Origin of the sequence: Roseibium sediminis, from assembly GCF_008711325.1 — a bacterium.
Classification (GTDB): Bacteria; Pseudomonadota; Alphaproteobacteria; order Rhizobiales; family Stappiaceae; genus Roseibium; species Roseibium sediminis.
In genome coordinates, this window is sequence record NZ_VXDB01000042.1 from 1 (window position 1) to 18095 (window position 18095).

At 56.9% G+C, this 18095-nt stretch carries 12 protein-coding genes; 2 read left to right on the forward strand and 10 right to left on the reverse strand.

Features of this window, described 5'->3' with window-relative positions; all coding sequences use genetic code 11:
• Window positions 1-565 precede the first annotated feature (565 nt).
• The 3 genes from F0155_RS21865 to F0155_RS21875 form a co-directional block, all read right to left on the reverse strand.
• The gene (locus F0155_RS21865) at window positions 566-1120 is read right to left on the reverse strand and encodes a DUF2585 domain-containing protein (protein ID WP_150526697.1); all 555 of its coding nucleotides are present in this window, start codon (window positions 1118-1120) and stop codon (window positions 566-568) included.
• Between the two features lie 157 nt (window positions 1121-1277).
• The gene (locus F0155_RS21870) at window positions 1278-2576 is read right to left on the reverse strand and encodes a mechanosensitive ion channel family protein (protein WP_150526698.1); all 1299 of its coding nucleotides are present in this window, start codon (window positions 2574-2576) and stop codon (window positions 1278-1280) included.
• 126 nt (window positions 2577-2702) lie between these two features.
• Window positions 2703-5381, reverse strand: a complete 2679-nt coding sequence (locus F0155_RS21875; RefSeq protein ID WP_150526699.1) for a cation-transporting P-type ATPase — start codon at window positions 5379-5381, stop codon at window positions 2703-2705.
• Between the two features lie 393 nt (window positions 5382-5774).
• Between F0155_RS21875 and F0155_RS21880 the strand changes: the two genes are divergently transcribed.
• Both F0155_RS21880 and F0155_RS21885 read left to right on the forward strand, forming a co-directional pair.
• On the forward strand, window positions 5775-7472 hold the full coding sequence (locus F0155_RS21880) for a DoxX family protein (RefSeq protein ID WP_150526700.1): 1698 nt from the start codon (window positions 5775-5777) through the stop codon (window positions 7470-7472).
• A gap of 178 nt (window positions 7473-7650) precedes the next feature.
• Complete coding sequence (locus tag F0155_RS21885; protein WP_150526701.1) at window positions 7651-9252, forward strand: peptide chain release factor 3; 1602 nt, start codon at window positions 7651-7653, stop codon at window positions 9250-9252.
• 50 nt (window positions 9253-9302) lie between these two features.
• Here F0155_RS21885 and F0155_RS21890 read toward each other — a convergent pair whose 3' ends face one another.
• The 7 genes from F0155_RS21890 to F0155_RS23510 all read right to left on the reverse strand — a co-directional run.
• Window positions 9303-12038 (reverse strand): CHASE domain-containing protein, encoded by a 2736-nt coding sequence (locus tag F0155_RS21890; RefSeq protein WP_280177015.1) that lies wholly within the window; start codon window positions 12036-12038, stop codon window positions 9303-9305.
• Between the two features lie 202 nt (window positions 12039-12240).
• Complete coding sequence (gene minE / locus F0155_RS21895) at window positions 12241-12504, reverse strand: cell division topological specificity factor MinE (RefSeq protein ID WP_150526703.1); 264 nt, start codon at window positions 12502-12504, stop codon at window positions 12241-12243.
• The gene (minD, locus tag F0155_RS21900; RefSeq protein ID WP_150526704.1) at window positions 12501-13322 is read right to left on the reverse strand and encodes a septum site-determining protein MinD; all 822 of its coding nucleotides are present in this window, start codon (window positions 13320-13322) and stop codon (window positions 12501-12503) included. Before minD ends, minE begins: the two co-directional genes overlap by 4 nt.
• Before the next feature lie 64 nt (window positions 13323-13386).
• Window positions 13387-14172, reverse strand: coding sequence for a septum site-determining protein MinC (gene minC, locus F0155_RS21905; protein WP_150526705.1), 786 nt, complete (start codon window positions 14170-14172; stop codon window positions 13387-13389).
• A 272-nt stretch (window positions 14173-14444) separates the two neighbouring features.
• Window positions 14445-16814, reverse strand: a complete 2370-nt coding sequence (locus F0155_RS21910; RefSeq protein WP_150526706.1) for a glycoside hydrolase family 31 protein — start codon at window positions 16812-16814, stop codon at window positions 14445-14447.
• A gap of 104 nt (window positions 16815-16918) precedes the next feature.
• Window positions 16919-17374 (reverse strand): hypothetical protein, encoded by a 456-nt coding sequence (locus tag F0155_RS21915; RefSeq protein ID WP_150526707.1) that lies wholly within the window; start codon window positions 17372-17374, stop codon window positions 16919-16921.
• A 194-nt stretch (window positions 17375-17568) separates the two neighbouring features.
• The coding region (locus F0155_RS23510) for a hypothetical protein (RefSeq protein WP_161599880.1) at window positions 17569-18095 on the reverse strand (527 nt) is incomplete at its 5' end.

Below are 18095 nucleotides of genomic sequence, written 5' to 3' on the forward strand. Positions count from 1 at the left end.
GGGTCTCCTCATCCGAGAGCTAACACGCCAGAGCACAAAATTCAGAATAGTCCCAGTGCCGAGGATCTGCCCAAGCCCACCGCACGGTAGATGGTAGCTAACGCATAACACGAGCAACTTCCGGGAGTAATTCCAGAATCTCCCCCCCTCGTGGGGAGGGCAAGGGTGGGGGTGAAGATCTTGTCACCGGATCAGATTGCAAAATGCCCTGAAGCGTACCCCTACCCCCTCCCCACAAGGGGGAGGGGAACAAAGACCGCCCCCTCATCCGTCATCCCGGCCAAGCGAAGCGCGAGCCGGGATCGGAGAGCCCCCAATGTCCATGTAAGGTGCCGGGTTCACCGACCCCGGATCTCCGCTGCGCTTCGTCCGGGGTGACGACAGAGAGATGCTGCTACACCTCCCTCTCCCATTGGGAGAGGGCCGGGGTGAGGGACGCAGATGTCGAGGCTTTCGGCGAGATAGCATCCCCTCACCCGCCGCTGTGCGTCGCCCCCTCCCCACAGGGGAGGTGCACGGGCCAAGCTACGACCTGATGTTTACGGAAAGGTTGGAGCAGCTAGCCTTACCCGCCCTGCCAGACGCGGATGGCCTCAACCGGGTAGAACAGCATGATGACATTGAGTGTGAGGTTGTCGCGGATGACCCAGAGCGCCAGCAGCTCGAAGACGATGGCGACGCAAATCGTCACCCATGCGGGCATGCGGGCGGCGAAGAAGAAGCCGGTCAGCATCCAGATGATGTCGAAGACCGAATTGAGGATGCTGTCGCCGGTATAACCGACCGCAATGGTCGCCTCGCGGTAGCGATCGATGATCCACGGGCTGTTTTCGGCAATCTCCCACGCCGCTTCGATCAGGATCGCGCCCAGCGCCCGCTCGCCAACAGAGCGGGACTTGAAGACCAGCGACAGCAGCCAGAAGAAGATGAAGCCATGAATGATGTGGCTGAACGTGTACCAGTCGGCAATATGCTGCGAAGACCCGGCCAGATCATCCGCCGGTGTCCAGAACAGCACATAGCCGCAGGAGCAGATGGGAATGCGACCCATCATGAACAGGATGATCGCCGTGGCGACGGTCATAAGGATGCCGATGAGGAAGCAAGTACGGTTGGTCATCAAAATAACTCTCGGGAAACAACTAGATCAGCGGGCGCTAAATCGGAATCGATTGAGCGCCCAAAGCTGATCGATCCATCCGTGAAAGAGCATCTTTGGGCGTTTTTACAAAACGCCCGTTGCTCTACCCGACTTATGACGAGGCGATACGGGAAGATCAATCCGTTACCGACGGCTGAGCCGGTTCCTTCATGATGATCTCGCGATGCGGATAGGGAATGCCGATGTCGTGTTCCTTGAACGTATCCCACAGGGCAAGCAGAACCTGCCCGCGAATGTTGGTGAGACCCTTTTGCGGATCACTGATCCAGAAACGCAGGACGAAATCGAGCGAGGAGTCGCCAAACCCGGTCAGCCAGCAGACCGGCGCGTTTGAGGGATGAACCCGAAAGACTGTCTTGGCGGCTGCAATGGCCAGTTCCGTGACCTTGTGCGGATCAGCATCGTAGGACACGCCGAAATTAACGTCGAGCCGCACCAGATCGTCGCTGAACGACCAGTTGATGACCCGGTGGGTGATGAAGTCCTCGTTCGGGATCAGATACTCGCGGCCATCACGCGTCACCACGGAGACGAAGCGGGCACGCAGCTCGCGTATCCAGCCGAACGTCCCTTCCAGCGAGATTGTGTCGCCCGGCTTGATGGACTTGTCGAGCAGGATGATGATGCCGGAAATGAAGTTCGAGATGACTTTCTGGAGGCCGAAGCCGAGCCCGAGACCGACCGCGCCGGAAAAGACCGTCAGAACCGTCAGATCGATCCCCACCGACGACAGGGCAATCGCCCCGGCGATCAGCACCAGACCGATCTTCACGACCTTGCCGATCAGCACCCGGATGGACGGGGTGAGTTCCTCGGATTTCTGCACCTGTTGATCGAGAAACCGGCCGACAATGACCGCGATCCATACGGCAATCATCAGGAAGATCGCCGCCTTCAAGACCAGCAGCGCCGAAATGCGCATCTGGCCGAGCGGAAGGGCCAGACTGTCAAGGAACGCAGTTGCCTCGTCATCCAACCCCAGGATCACCAGCGCTGCGTAGACCCACGCGAGCCAGCTGAGAATCTTTGCCACCAGCCGGTTGCGGATGATCCGCGACAGGATGGAGACAAACAGCCAGGCAACTGTCAGATAAAGCACAACGGCGACAAAATGGCTCCGGCTTGGCCAGGTCAGCTCGCGCATGACCGACAACGCGCCGAAAAGCAGGATCGCAAAGATGATCCAGTTGGTTCGCCTGAGAACAACGACCACCATGCGCAACAGGCCGGGCTGGCCCTCAATGCCGCGGGCATGCTCTTCCAGCACAGGCTCAATGCGCCACGACAGCAGCCGGGACAGAGCGAAGGCCACCACGATGATGATCAACTGGTAGAGCAGCCAAGGCCCGCTCACATAGCCCAGAAAGGCCTTTGACCAGTTGTTCAAATCAAACAGCGGCGCTTGAAAATCCATTGCGTCCCCAAGCGGCTTCCAGTGTCTGGAATCAGGACAAGTGACTGGAACCGTTTGGGTAGCCTAGCAATTTTTCGCAGCGCAATCCAATTTCGCTGCAGGTGACACAGCTGCGACACGCCCCGATCAGGCGCGCCGCAGGGCAAACCGCATCTGCTTTTCCAGCTCCACGAGAACAAAGAGCGCGATACCAAGGCCGACGACAATCATCCCGTCGACCAGCGAGACGGCCTGTGTGCCAAAGATCGCCTGAAGCGGCGGAACATAGGTGACGGCGAACTGCGCGATCGTGACGATCAGGATTGTTGCCCAGATGACCGGCGTTCCCCTGACCGCTTTCAGGGTCAAGGAGGTTCCGTGAATGTTGCGAATGTTGAACAGATGGAAGATTTCCATCACCACCAGCGCATTCAGGGCCAGCGTTCTGGCCAGCGCCACATCATACCCCTTGTCGATCGCATAGGCGTAGATGCCAAAGACCCCGGCCAGGATCAGAATTGACACATAGACAACATGCCATGCGAGCCGTCCGGTCATCAGGGTCTCGTCGCGCGGGCGCGGAGGGCGTGCCATTGTGCCTTCTTCCGTCGGTTCAAAGGCAAGCGCCAGACCCAGCGTGACCGCCGTGATGAGGTTGACCCAAAGGATCTGAATGGCGGTGATCGGCAAGGTCATGCCCATCAGAAGGGCAATGACGATTGTCATGGCGGCGCCGCTGCTGGTCGGCAGGGTCCAGGCGATCACCTTCTTGATGTTGTCATAGACCGTGCGCCCTTCCCTGACAGCCGCAACGATGGAGGCAAAATTGTCGTCGGCAAGAACCAGTTGCGCCGCTTCGCGGGCGGCCTCGCTGCCACCCTTGCCCATCGCCACTCCGGCATCGGCGCGCTTCAGCGCGGGGGCATCGTTCACGCCATCCCCGGTCATGGCCACTGTCAGGCCATGCCCCTGCAGGGCTTTCACCAGCCGCAACTTGTGCTCCGGGCTGGTGCGGGCGAAGATATCCGTCTCCCGCACGACCGAGGCCAGATCTGCATCACTGAGCACATCCAGCTCGGCCCCTGTCAGCACGGTCTCGCAATTGGCAAGCCCGACCTGCCGACCGATGGCGGCAGCCGTAACCGCGTGATCGCCGGTGATCATCTTCACGTCGATGCCTGCGCTGCGGCACTCGGCAACAGCCGCCACCGCTTCTGGGCGCGGTGGATCCATGAAGCCTACCAGACCGGCAAAGACCAGCCCTCCCGCCTCTGTCTCGTCGGCAAGTGGCGTATCGTCGTCCTGCGCGAAGCCAAGAGCAAAGGCGAGCACCCTCTGCCCCTTGGCGGCAATTTCATCAGCCTTCCGGTGCCAATAGGCGCTGTCCAACGGGACATGGCTGCCATCCCCCTTCAGGCTGTGCGAACACATGGCCAAAAGCCGCTCCGGCGCGCCCTTGACGAAGACCTGAAGGCGACCTTGGCTGTTTCTTGAGCGGATGGCCATGTAGCGATGGCGGGCATCAACGGGCAGAACCGCCTGCTGGGCCCAGTCAATCTCCTGTCTCGCGGGCAGCCCGACCTTCGCCGCAAAGGCAAGCAGAGCGCCCTCCATCGGATCGCCCTCGCAATGCCAGGCCCCGTTGGACTGGCGAAGATGAGCGTCGTTACACAGCAATGCGCCCTCGCCGAGCATGCGCAAGGGCTCGTGCTCACCGCCGTTTACAGGTACCCCGTCCAAAAGCAGCTGGCCATCCGGGCCATAGCCCTCGCCAGTCACCGTGTAGGTGTCCTGACCAATCACGGCGGAGGCAACCACCATTTCATTTCGGGTCAAGGTGCCGGTCTTGTCCGTGCAAATGACCGACACGGACCCGAGACTTTCAATGGCCGGCAAGCGCCGCACGATGGCATTGCGCTTTGCCATCTGCTGCACGCCAACGGCAAGCGTGATCGTGAGGACTGCAGGCAAGCCTTCGGGAATGGCGGCAACCGCAAGCCCGACAATGGAAAGGAACAGATCGGTCAGATCATAATGAAGAACGAAGCCGCCAAACAGGAACAGAAGCACCGACAGCGTCAGGATGAGCAAGGTGAGCCAGCGGGCAAAGCGGTCCATCTGGCGCAGCAAAGGCGTCGTGGTGGTTTCCACCTCCGACAGCATGCGATTGATCCTCCCGATTTCCGATTGGGCTCCCGTGGCGCACACAACACCGGTTCCTGACCCCGTGGTGACCAGACAGCCGGAAAAGGCAATGCATTTGCGATCGCCCAGCGCTGCCGTCTCGGCGACGGGACCAATGTCCTTTTCACTGGCAACGGACTCGCCTGTCAGGACCGCTTCCTGAATTTGCAGGTTGTTCGCCTCAACCAGCCGCAGGTCCGCCGGAACACGATCCCCCGCCTCCAGCAGCACGATGTCGCCGGGCACAAGATCCTCGGCTGCAACTGACATGCGCTGAGCGGACCGCAGGACAGCGGCGCGCGGGGCCAGCATGTTCTGGATCGCATCCATGGCCCGCTCGGCCTTGCCTTCCTGCAACACACCGACAACAGCATTCAGGATCACAACAGCAAAGATCACCGCAGCATCCACCAGATGACCGAGGAAGAGCGTCACCGTTCCCGAGCAGATCAGCGCGTAGATGAGCACATTGTGAAACTGCAGGGCCAGACGCTTGATCCAGCCCGGACGGGGCGAGTGCGGCAGGCGGTTCGGGCCTTGAACATCCAGCCGGCGGCGTGCCTCGTCTCCCGTCAAGCCGGATCGCTCCGCCTTCAGGTCCTCAAGAGAGGTCTCGACATCTTTTGCGTGAAAAGCCTGCATGTTCCATGCCCATGAATAAAATCAAATGCAGACTTCACATATGTTCCGCCCCACCCAGGCGCAATTGCAAATCGGGTCAGGAGGAACACCTATGGGTGCGTGCAACACCGGGTCCCGCCAAAGCATTCCACTGCATTTTCCATCTCATTAGCGGCCCTCACGCAGCCTAAGTTCAATTGGCAACGATACTCAAAGCTGGAAGCAATTAGTTTTTCGGCCTTCTGGAGGCCCGGATCCATATGTTCGTCAGACAAATGCCCTCATGACCGCCTCCCACGACACTACTTAGTGAGATCAGGGCAGAACCGCGAACTGGGGCGTAATCCACGCGAATGGAACTTAAGACGTTCTTAATACAATTTGCGAACGGCTTATCACTCGGCCAGTCATCACATGGTGATTTCTGTAGAACGCGGCGTATCTGAGATGTCCAAGGCAAAATATATCCGGTCAATCATCAGTTTGATGGCTCTCCTTTCAAGTGTTGGCATTTCGGCTGCACATGAGAGCTGGTTTCTTGGCTCGGAGGAAATGGAGGCGATTTCCGCGTCTATACCCCCGATTGAATTCATTTCGACATTTCAATTCTCGCTCATCATGCTCCCGATGGCGATCTTGTCTCTGATTGCTTTGTCATTCGAACCAAAATGGTTGACCAGAGAAGAGCGATTTTTCGCTGCAATGGACTTCGACAAGACTGAAGTCGCAAGTTGGCTGTTGAGTGGCGGGCTTGCGATCATGATGGCGATTGCCGCCTTGGGCCTACTACCAATGATGGGTCAGGAGCCGGGGACCAGCACATTGTTTGTTGCAAACGCGGTTCTGGAACCACAGAGGGCCTACACTCCTGTTTTGGTTGCAATACAGCTTGCCTTGGGGGTCATGCTTTTCGTCGGCTTTCAAGTCCGACTTGCAGCGGTGGGCGTGATTTGTCTGGCGGTTGCAGGGCACTTCCTGTTCGGCGTGTCCTTTCTGGACTTCAGCCTTCATTTCATTGCGCCGGCGCTTCTGGTTCTCTCTTTCGGGCGAAAAAGAAACCTGTTTGGAGCCCGGTCTTCAGGCTGCTTTCTTCAAAAAGCAGCTGACTCGCTTTTGAAGCCTGCAGTGATTTATCCGATTGCCAGGATCATGACCGGCATCGGCTTCGTCTACTTGGCTTTCCGTTACAAGTTTTTAGAGCCCGGCCTCATAATGACCATCCTTGACCACACACCCTTGTTGTTCTTCAAGGAGCTGGCCGGAGCGATCGTTTTGATAATGGGGCTTGTTGAATTCATCGCGGGTATTCTCCTTATACTCGGAGTGTTGGTTCGCCCTATTGCCCTGTTCCTGATCTTTGCATTCTCATTCTTCGCCCTTCTGTTGGGAGAATCTCCTTTTTATCACTCTCAGCTTTATGCGTTGTGTTTCGTCTTCCTGTTGGTGGGACCGGGAAACTTCACGGCAGTTGAAACGAGCAAAGGAGAAGGTGCCCGATTTACCGCTCTGGCAAGAACACACCTTTTGCACCCGGGTACTTTTGGCAATCGCAGCGCCATGGCCAGCCTTTTCGGCTTCATAATGTTCGTTGTCTGGTACTCAATTCCGGTCGTTCACCAGACAAGACTTCAGGATATGAACATCCACGAAGTTGCCGGAAACCAGCCCGCCCCCGAGTTGAAACTCGATATAAAAAAGGATGCTTTCGGGATCTGGCATGCGGCGCTTGATGTGCAAAACTTCAACCTGGAACAAGAGGCGGATGCGTCTGAGACAAAGGACAAGGTCGGGCATGTCCACATATTTGTTGATTCAAAAAAGGTCGGGACTGCACGCAGCGCGAAGCACTCGCTGGGTCGTCTGGAACCCGGCAGGCATGTGATTTCGGCCAGCCTTGTTTCCACGGACCACAAACTCGTCGTAACACCCTATGGTTCCATAACCAAACGAGTGGAAATCCATGTACCGGAGCATGAGTACGCACTGTCGAGTGCATCTGCCGAAGTCATGTCCTCCCGTCAGTGCAACACTTCGCACGGGCCACTGTGCCAGGCGAACGCTGCACAAAATAAAACGGTTCTACGGGGGAGCCTGGCATTCGCGGTCAACTAGATCTTCAATAGAGGTGCTACAAAGATCTCAATTAGACGGTAGTCACTGGCGTTTTGTCATTCAATTCGATAATACCTTGCGCCAACGAAAATCATTCCGTTCGGCTCTATCTGGCCTGCGCCCCGGTTTGTCCGGTGTGTGGCGCGGCCTTGCCGATTAGCGAGATCAGGAGCTTTTCATGTCCAACGCCAATGGCGCGGCGCCGTATCAGACCCGGCGGACCTTTGCGATCATCTCTCACCCGGATGCCGGTAAGACGACATTGACCGAAAAGCTGCTTCTGTCCGGGGGCGCTATCCGGGCGGCCGGTCAGGTGCGTGCGCGCGGCGAGCGGCGGCGGGCACGGTCGGACTGGATGAAGATCGAGCAGGAACGCGGTATCTCCGTCTCGTCCTCGGTCATGACGTTCGAGCGCAATGGCATCATCTACAATCTTCTCGACACGCCGGGCCACGAGGACTTTTCTGAGGACACCTACCGCACGCTGACGGCGGTTGATGCGGCGATCATGGTGATCGACGCGGCCAAGGGTATCGAAACCCAGACCCGCAAGCTGTTCGAAGTGTGCCGCCTGCGCGACATTCCGATCATCACCTTCGTCAACAAGATCGACCGCGAAGGTCGCCATGCGCTGGAAATCCTCGACGAAGTGCAAGAAGCGCTGGCGCTGGATGTTTCGCCGATGACTTGGCCGGTCGGCATGGGGTCTGACTTCTTCGGCGTTTATGACTGGAAGAACAGCAAGTTCCATACCTCTGGCGGCGAACGCGGCGGTGCCTACAAGCGCACGCTTGATGTGTCCGGTCTGGAAGACCCGATCCTGACCGAATTTGTCTTCGACCGGATCATGGACGAGCTCGGCGAGAATGTGGAGCTGGGCGCGGAAGGCTACGCCTCCTTCGACAAGGCAAGCTTTCTGGAAGGGCATCTGACGCCGGTTTTCTTCGGCTCGGCCCTGCGCGACTACGGTGTTGAAGAGCTGCTTGATTTCATTGCGGCCTATGCGCCGCCTCCCCATTCCCAGTCGGCGACTGGCGGGCGCGTGATTTCTCCGGAAGAAGACAAGGTCACCGGCTTTGTCTTCAAGGTGCAGGCCAACATGGACCCCAAGCACCGCGACCGCATTGCCTTCGTGCGCCTGTGCTCTGGCACGTTCAAGCGTGGCATGAAGCTGAAGCATGTGCGTGCCGACAAGACGATTGCCGTTTCCGCGCCAATCTTCTTCTTTGCCGAGGAGCGCGAGATCGCCGAGACCGCCTATCCGGGCGACGTCATCGGCGTGCCGAACCACGGCCAGTTGCGCGTTGGTGACACGTTGACCGAGGGCGAGAACATCCACGTGACCGGTCTTCCGGCTTTTGCCCCTGAAATCCTGCGCCGCGTGCGCCTCTCCGACACCATGCGCGTCAAACAGATGCGCCAGGGCCTGCAGGATCTAGCCGAGGAAGGCCTCGTGCAGATCTTCAAGCCCGATATTGGCTCCAACTGGATTGTCGGCGTGGTCGGCGTCCTGCAGCTGGACGTGGTGATCGATCGCCTCAAGCAGGAATACGGCACGGAAATCGGCTTCGAGGCGGTGAACCTCTCCACGGCCCGCTGGATCGAGACCGACGCCCAGACGCTGCAGAAGATGATCGAGAACCACCGCATGTCAATCGCCAACGACCGCGACGACCGCCCGGTGTTCCTGTTCAAGAACGCATGGGAAGTTGGCTACATCACCGAGAAATATCCGGACGTGACCTTCCGCGAAACCCGCGAGATCGTCTACGAGGCTTAAGATCCTACATATGAACCACCCCGGACATAATCCGGGTCAACCTGGGCTCTTTATGCAACTTTGGCTGAGGAAGCTGCTTCGGCAGAGGTAGCAGCCTCGGCGACGGGCAACTCGACCATAAATGTCGTGCCGTTGCCGAGTTCTGTATCAAAGGAGATCCTGCCTCCCTGTATCTCAGTCAGCGTCTTGGCAATATAAAGGCCAAGCCCGGTCCCTCCTCGCCTGCGGGCTGCAGATCCGTCCGCTTGCGAGAAGGGCTTGAAAACCTGGTCTCTGAATCCCGGAGCAATACCATCACCCTGATCCGCAACAGCGATAAAAGCAGCCCCTTCTTGTGTACTGACGGAAACCTTTATTTCGCCACCCGATGGTGAAAATTTAGCAGCATTCGAGATCAAGTTGACGAATACTTGAATGAGGCGATCCTTATCAGCATAAATCTGAACAGGTTGACCAAGCTCCACCACGATATTGACACCAAACTCATCTGCCAAGAAAGAAGTGACTTCAACCGCTTCACGGACCACTTTCTGAAGGTCGAGCACTTTAGAGTTCAAGGTAAAACCGGTTGAATTTGCTGTTTCCAGATCCAGCAGATCGTTTACAAGTCTGGCAAGACGTGCCGCATTTTTATCCGATAGTGTAATCAGCTGTTTCGCCTTCTCCGGCAAATTTGCGATTTGTTCACTCATCAACAATCCCAGTGACGCCCGGATAGATGTCAGCGGTGTTCGCAATTCATGGCTCGTGTTTGCGATAAACTCGTGCTTCATCCGATCAAGCATTACCCGCTCAGTAATATCCTGTATCGTTCCATCTATGCGGAATTTTCCTGTTTCCGTGTCGGTCACTCTCTCCATTTGGGCATGGATCACTTTTTCCTGCCCATCACCAAGAATGAGACGGCAATCCACACTCGCCCGCCCGCCCTCTGATCGGACATCTTCAATGGCGCGCGTCAATTTATGTAGATCATGATGGTGGAAAGAGCTGCTCAGGGTCTCGTATGTGCGCTTGAGCCTTCCGTCCGGCATACCCAATATCCGATCGACCTCGTCAGACCACCACATTCTTTCTCCACTCACATCCAGTTGGAAGTTTCCAAAGGACGCAATACGCTGCGCCTGGGCCAGTCGTTTTTGGCTGGCAGAAAGCTCCCTGGTCCGCTCCGCCACCAACTCGCGTAGGTACTCCCGGCGTCCACTGAGCAGCATGAAGAACGCAATTAGGAGCCCGGTGAGCATTGCCCCGCCGACAAGAATGACCCAGGAGTTTTCGGTCCTGTTTTGTGCGATGAATTCCGGCGTGGGATTGATTTCAAAATACCAATTGCGCCCGGCGAAATCGATATTTGCCGTGTGGGTGAGTATCGATGCTCCGCCAAACAGTCCGCTCTCCTCAAGTGCACGAACACCCTCTCCTGCGCGAGCGCTTGCGTAAAGGAACTCATCTTCGGGCGGTGCGCTGTCATCGAACAGGCTGAAGGTCAAATTTTCCGCTGCAACATCCGAGAAAGCTGCAGATACGATATCGCCCCCCCTCAAGACACCGACCATGTATCCTTCGATATTCTGCCGCCTGCCCTCGATTGTACCCGGAACAACCCCCTGCCTATAAACTGGCATAAAAACCAGCACTCCGAATTGCTTCTCGGTTTCCTGCACCAAGGTGATCCGCCCGGTAGCAACCGGCAGGCCTGTATCTCTCGCCCGTTCAAATGCAGCACGCCGCGTGGCGTTTGATCCGACATCGAAACCATGAGCCCCAACATTTTTTTCATAGGGTTCAATGTATGAAACAACGACATGGTCGGGGTGCATTTGTGCAGGCACCAGTTCTCCCGACGAATTCCGCTCGGTTATCTTGAAGTCTTTAAACCCCTCTGCCTGTGTAGCTCGTTCATAGCTTTCCCGCCCCTCAGGATAAACAACGGGATTCCAGGACACTGCCTGAATCCCACCGATGGATTCAAGCGATCTGGAATAAAATGATTTGAATTGTTCCCTTGTCAGCGTCCCATTCGCCGCGTGCAATCCAGCCAAACCATCAAGCATGTGAGTATAGAGGCGAAGAGTGTCTTCGAGAGTAACGGGCAATGCAACGGCAAGTTTGATAAAGTTCTGAGTTAGCTTCTCACGCTCGTAGCGGGCTCCCGCCATGGTGATGGCTACCGTGATGACAAGGCAAATCAGCGCTGGCACGGTGACTGGTAATCGTCTTGGCTTCCAAATATGCAACGGTTTCAGCAACCAGACGAGGACAACGGGAGCGAAAATAAATACGCCTATCGTATCTCCGAGCCACCAGATGAGCAGATTTCTAAGAAAAGCGTCCTCAGTCACTGTGCCAGTCAGGAAAAGAATGGAGGTGCCAATAATCGAATTCGCGGCACACGCCAAAGGGCCAGCCCACACAAGGAACTGCAGAACCTGCTTTTCGGTCTCCAACCTGTTCGGAAACCCGGCGAACCGCCTGACCAGAAATAGTGCTGTGACAGCCTGAACTGCTGCGCCGATTGCGATACCTATTGGAATGACAGCTGTTTCCAGCCACCTTTCCGAAAACAAGACCCCGACTCCCGGACCGGCCGATAGGTTCACAAGGAAAGAACCCAAAAACACGCCGGGCCAAACACGGTAACCGAAAGTTGCAAGCGCAGCCACGGCGACACCTGCAGAAGGCCAAATGATGGTCGCGTAACCGGGAGGGATCGCCAGCATCAAACCGAGTTTTCCCAGAATGAGGTAGGCCAAAGCAATTATGACAACTCTAACCGTGTTCAACACTTCACTCTTTCAATACGCTGCGGGAGGCAACTTCATCCCGAGCACAATCGCCATATGCAACCCAGAGTAATGAATCGGAATATTTTCTTCGTTAACTTGATATGTTGAATTCTCGTGCCTCTATTCAAAAAATATGAAATGGACAGAACAAAAAACCGGCCGCAAAGGGCCGGTTTTCTTTTGATCAGATCGAAGCAGTGCGTCAGGCGCTGCGGGCCCTTTGAGGCAGTTCGATGTCGATGCCGAGGGTCGTCGTGTCGCCGGAGCGGTCCATTTCAAGGCGAACCGCATCGATATCAATATCGATATGCTTCTTGACCACCGCCAGAATGTCTTCGCGCAAGGAAGAGATCAACGCTGCGTCGTTGCCATCGCTGCTTCGCTCATGCGCCAGAAGGATCTTCAGGCGGCTCTTGGCAACGGCAGCACTTGGTTCCTTCCTGGCAAAAAAGCTCAGGATATTCATGCAGCCCTCCCCTTGAAGAGCTTGCCGAAGAAGCCTCTCTTCTCACTGGGGATCGTCACCGGGATGTCTTCGCCCAAAAGACGCTGAACAGCTTCGGTATAAGCGCGCGACGGCGGGCAGGCCTCATCGGCCATGGTCACCGGCATGCCGACGTTGGACGCTTTCAGAACGTCCTTGCTTTCCGGTACGACGCCAATCAGCGGCACAGACAGGATGTCGACCACATCGTCGACGCTGAGCATGTCGCCAAGGCGGGCGCGCTCGGTGTCGAAACGGGTGATCAGCAGATGCTTGGGCATCCGCCCACCCTGTTCTGCAACAACCGTCTTGGCGTCCAGCAGTCCGATGATGCGGTCACAATCGCGCACGGACGAGACTTCCGGGTTGGACACGATGATCGCCTCATCCGCATAGCGCATGGCCAGCGTTGCGCCGCGCTCGATACCCGCCGGGCTGTCGCAGACGATCCAGTCGAAATACATCCGCAATTCGTTGATGACGCTGGCAACGCCCTCATCCGTCAGCGCGTCCTTGTCGCGCGTCTGGGAGGCCGGAAGCAGGTAGAGATTGTCCAGCCGCTTGTCGCGGACCAGCGCCTGCTTAATGGTCGCTTCGCCGCGCACGACATTCACCAGATCGAACACGACCCGGCGCTCGGCACCCATGATCAGGTCGAGATTGCGAAGCCCGACGTCGAAATCGATCGCACAGACCTGATAGCCCTGCTTGGCAAGGGCCGTGGCGATGGCGGCCGCCGAGGTGGTTTTGCCCACCCCTCCCTTGCCGGATGTCACAACGACGACTGTGGCGTTGCTCATGGTCTTTTCCTGTTCTTCTCGTTTTGGCGAAAGCGCGGGCCGGTTCTTGTGCCGCCCGTTCCCCTCAGCCAAGCTTTTCAAAAATCAGCGCGTCATTTTCGCAGCGGATATGCGCCGGCGCGTTCATGACTGTCTCGTCGAAATCATCGGCAACCTTGTAGAGGCCGTTGATGGACACCAGCTCCGCATCCAGCTTGGAGCAATAGATCCGGGCATGCTCATCGCCCGATACGCCTGCCAGCGCCCTGCCCCGCAGTGCGCCGTAGATATGGATCGACCCGCCGGCAATGACCTCCGCGCCGGAGCTGACAGCTCCGATGATGGTGACATCGCCATCGGGATGCATGATCCTCTGGCCGGAGCGAACCGGCTCGGACACCACGAGTGCCTTCGGATCACTTGTCTCGCTGCCGTTCATGCCCCCGTTCTTCGGACTGGCCGCTGCTTTCGCCTTTGCGGATTGGGCCTTGCCTGACCGGCTCTGGGTCGTCCCCTGTGCCGCACCGCCGTCTTCAGCAACCCCATCCTCAGCAACACTGGCGGCATCGGGGACTTCCACATCGGACGTCAGGCGCCCACCGGAGAAGCTGGGCGGCATGCCGGGCTTCAGCCGTGTTCCGGCCACACCGTCAATGCCCATCACCCTCACGGAGCGCTGGGACAGGCCGTCCAGCACTTCTTCCAGATCCTCGATGGCAATCTTCTGCCCTCGCACATCCAGAATGATCGGACGGTCGATGAAAAAGCCGGGCGAGCGCGTGATGATGCGATCGATCTCGGCAAACCAGTCCGCAAAGGGCGGCTCCGGTGTGAGAACGATGGCAATGAAGGATTTTCCCTTGAATTTCATATAGGGGTCCGCGGCGCTCGCAAATCAGTGGTCGACTCTGGAAATTTACCACCTATTAACCCGGACTTCGCGACCCCGTTCACTTTTCCACCGATATAAGAAGAATTCCGCATGTTTCAGCCACTTATGAGGACTGGCACGGCTTCAACACGCCACACGCAGCGGTGCACAAGCGCAAAAACCGCACCAGTTCATATCGGCCTCGAAATGGAATGGCGGACAGGAACCGGAGGCGCCAAGCCAGATACAGTCGAGCTGATCACGCCTGTGGCTCAGTACGCAACCTCTCCCCCCACCCACTTTGACCCATTCACGATGAGCGGATCAGTTCCCGCCTGCCAGATGCTGACCGTGCCGAAATTCGGCTGCCAAGTGCCGGATCGCCGCCAGGTCACGTGAACGCCGTTGCCTTGTCGGCCGAGTTCCAGGTGGGTCAGGCAATGATTGCCGGAAAGGGCATCGGCGCTTTCGCCGTCATCATCATAGGCCAGAGAGACTTGCGGCACCGCGCCTTCAGGCGGCGGATAGAGAGCAAAGGTGCGGGAGGCGTCGGAAGCGGCATCCGCGCGCGCGTTGGCAGCCGCCATGGGCAAAACTGCGCCGCCGCGGACAAAAAGCGGGATGGTTTCAAGATCAACCGGCACATCCAGAACCTGACCGCCGGAATACCAGCTGCTGCCGTCAAACGCCCACCAACCGGTCTCATTTGCAGGCAGTGTCACACGCCGGTGCGTTGCGCCCTCTTCCACCACACTTGCCACAAGCAGGTCTCGCCCAAGCAGGAAGTCGAATTGCGTCTCCCGACAGTTTGGATCATTGGGATGATCCAGAAACAGCGGACGCAGCATCGGCTCCCCCTCGCTCACAGCGCGATAGAGCAGCGTATAGAGATAGGGGATCAACCGCGCCCTCAGCTTCAACGCGGCGCGCACGAGCGGCGTGACTTCCGGGTGCATCCACGGCTCGTTGGCGGTTCCGTCATCGTTCCAGGAATGAATGGTGAAACGCGGATGGAAGATGCCGTTTTGCACCCAGCGCAGGAAGAGCTCCGGCCCGGGACGTGGCCCCGCAAAGCCGCCGACATCATGGCCAATATTGTAGAAACCCGAAAGGCTGAGCCCCAGCCCCATGGGAATATTCCAGCGTAGCGTATCCCAACTGGTTGAATTGTCGCCGGTCCAGGTCTGGGCATAGCGCTGGGTGCCCGGCGCGGCGCTGCGGGAGATCAGATAGGGACGCTTGCCGGGTCGATCCGCGCATTGTGCCTCATGAGAGGCGCGGGTCATCAACTGGCTATGCAGCGGGCGGATCAGACGAACCGGAATCGGCTTGCCAAAGCCATGGCACACCGCCTCGTCGTCCCAGACCTCGTATTCGTTATTGTCGTTCCAGGTGGAGGAAATGCCGACAGAAAAGAGCTTTTCCTTCAAATTCTTCTGCCACCAACCCACTGTTGCCGGATTGGTGAAATCGAGATGCGAGCCATACCCGTCCCAAAACCGCGATTGTTCGGGCGTGCCCGTTTCGCTGTCGCGGATGAAAAGCCCCACCCCCTTCGCCTCGCCATAAAGCGGATGATCCAGCAGCATCACCGGCTTGATGTTGGCAATCAGGTTCACCTTCGCTTTTGCATAGGCCTCCCCCATGGCCTTGGCGTCGGGAAAGCGGCTCGTGTTCCAATTGAACACATAGCGCTTGCCGTCTATGGCCGTATAGCCGGAGGAGAGCTGAAAGCTGTCGCAGGGCATGTCCTCGGCGGTAATCCTGTCCAGAAAGCCAAGCACCTGCTCCTGCGCATTTTCGCTGTCGGTATAGGCCATGGTCGAGCCGGAATAGCCCAGCCCCCAACGCGGCATGAAGGCCGTTCCACCGGTCAGGCGATGATGCTGTTTCACCACATCCAGCAGGCTGTCGCCCCAGCTGAAATAATAGTCGAGATCGCCGTCCTCGGCACGAAACGAGCGAAACGCGGGATGGTAATTGTCTTTCTCGTTGCCAAGGTCGAACCAGCACGGGGCCAGCGTGTCATAAAAGAGACCGTAGGCTCCGCTGCCGTCAGCGCATTCGGTGAAGGTGACCGGAATATGCTTGTAGAGCGGGTCGGTGGTACGGGCGTCATAGCCGAGCGCATCAAGGTTGCGCATTTCAAAGCGGCGGTCCGTGCGCTCCAGCGCGCCGGATTTCTCGCCAAGACCGTAAATCAGCTCGCCCTTGATCCGGCGCATGTGATGATGATTGCGGTGATCCTTGCGACCCAGCAGATAGGCATCCTGTGGCCGATCGCGGGCAACCTCCACCCAGCCCTCGCCACTCCTCACGGACCAGACCAGCGCCAGCGGGGTTTCAACCGCCACCTTGAGCCTTGCCGTTTCCAGAACCAGGCGCCCCTCCGCCTCTCTCACCTGAAACGGCGGGCAAGAAAAGCCGGATCGGCCCTCCCGCAAACGCCCCTCAAAGGGCACATCTTCGGCAGGGGCGATGGACCATGTGCGGTCATGACGATAGGCGCCGTCCTTCAGGAGCGTCACCCGGACCAGATGATCTTCCAGCACGGTAATGCGAAAGAGATGCCGTTCTTCCACCCGAAGTACCAGCCCGCTCTCCTCCCGCGCCTCAACACCCCACCGCCTCAACGCCCGCATTCCCGACCTCGCCAAACAAAGCAGACCGCCCCACGCCAGCAATTGACGCTGCGGCTTCTGTCAGAAGCAGATTAGCGGAAGAGTGAGGAAAGCAAAGGGGGGAGTTACAGACCTTCGAGAGCTTCAGATATACCGGGCATGAGCGTATCCTTCACACCATCATCCGAGTAGGAATTCAGAAAAATCTCAAGCGCGCGGGAATAGCAAATCGGTTCAGGTGAGGCTCCATTCAAATAGACGTAAATCAGGCCCACGCCAGATTCGTGCAGGTAGTGAACGACATCGCAATTCTTGAGACTGACCCGTTCGGCTGCTTGCAAACTCGCTTCATTCATCCTCTGCTGGGCGGTCTCAAAAGTCTCAGAAGAAATCAGAAATACGAGTTGCCCTGGGTAAAATTTCTTGGTCCCAGCAAACTCAATGTCTTTTGCCTTTAGCCGGATAACTTGGAACACGTGGTCCACGTATCGGCAAGTCAGCTGCTGGGTACCGGGAATTTCATCGATACAGGTATATGTAACAATAAACTGTTGTCGCGTCGGCTCATTTGCGGCTGCCAACGGAACATGGCTCGGCAGGGAGAGCAATCATGAAACAACAAGAACGGTGTATCGCAGGGTCGGCAAATTTCTCAATTTATCACACCCAACTCTTCGCATCGTTTTGCACAATAGGTGCTTCCCTGAATTATCAGCGTAAATATACCGATGCAAAATCTTCATCTACCATAAAATTACCCCAAGAAAATATCATCCTAATTTCCTATTTTCCGCAATGCTTCATCGATAACAACTACGGAATTATCTTCGGAAACATCGACAAATCCCAGAAAATAAAGGATTGACTTCTTTACGCAGATTTCTGCGTCAGCATCTTCGCGAATTAGAAACACCATCAACTTTTCGCTGTCGAAATATAGTGTTTCCGCGGCACAACTTTTGGCAAGAACTCGAGATATGCGCCTGTTAGCGATCTCGAACATCTGAGCCATACTTTCGTCATGTCCGAACTGGATCCTGAAATTCAGCGACATAGCGGATATCTCGAAAATCGGGATAAACTCCAGTTTCGACTGTAGTTTTTCAACCTTTTTGGTAGCGATGTCGATGCTTCTACAGTTCGCGCCAATTAGCGAACGACCAGCAATGGAACAATTCACCAAGAGTCCAAACCCTTGGGAAACATCCATTTCATACTTTGCTGTTCTTGAATTCAGAATACGTTGAAGCTGGACACCCGCAAAAACCCAATGATTTTGGCTTGGCCTTTTAGGAGCAGCCG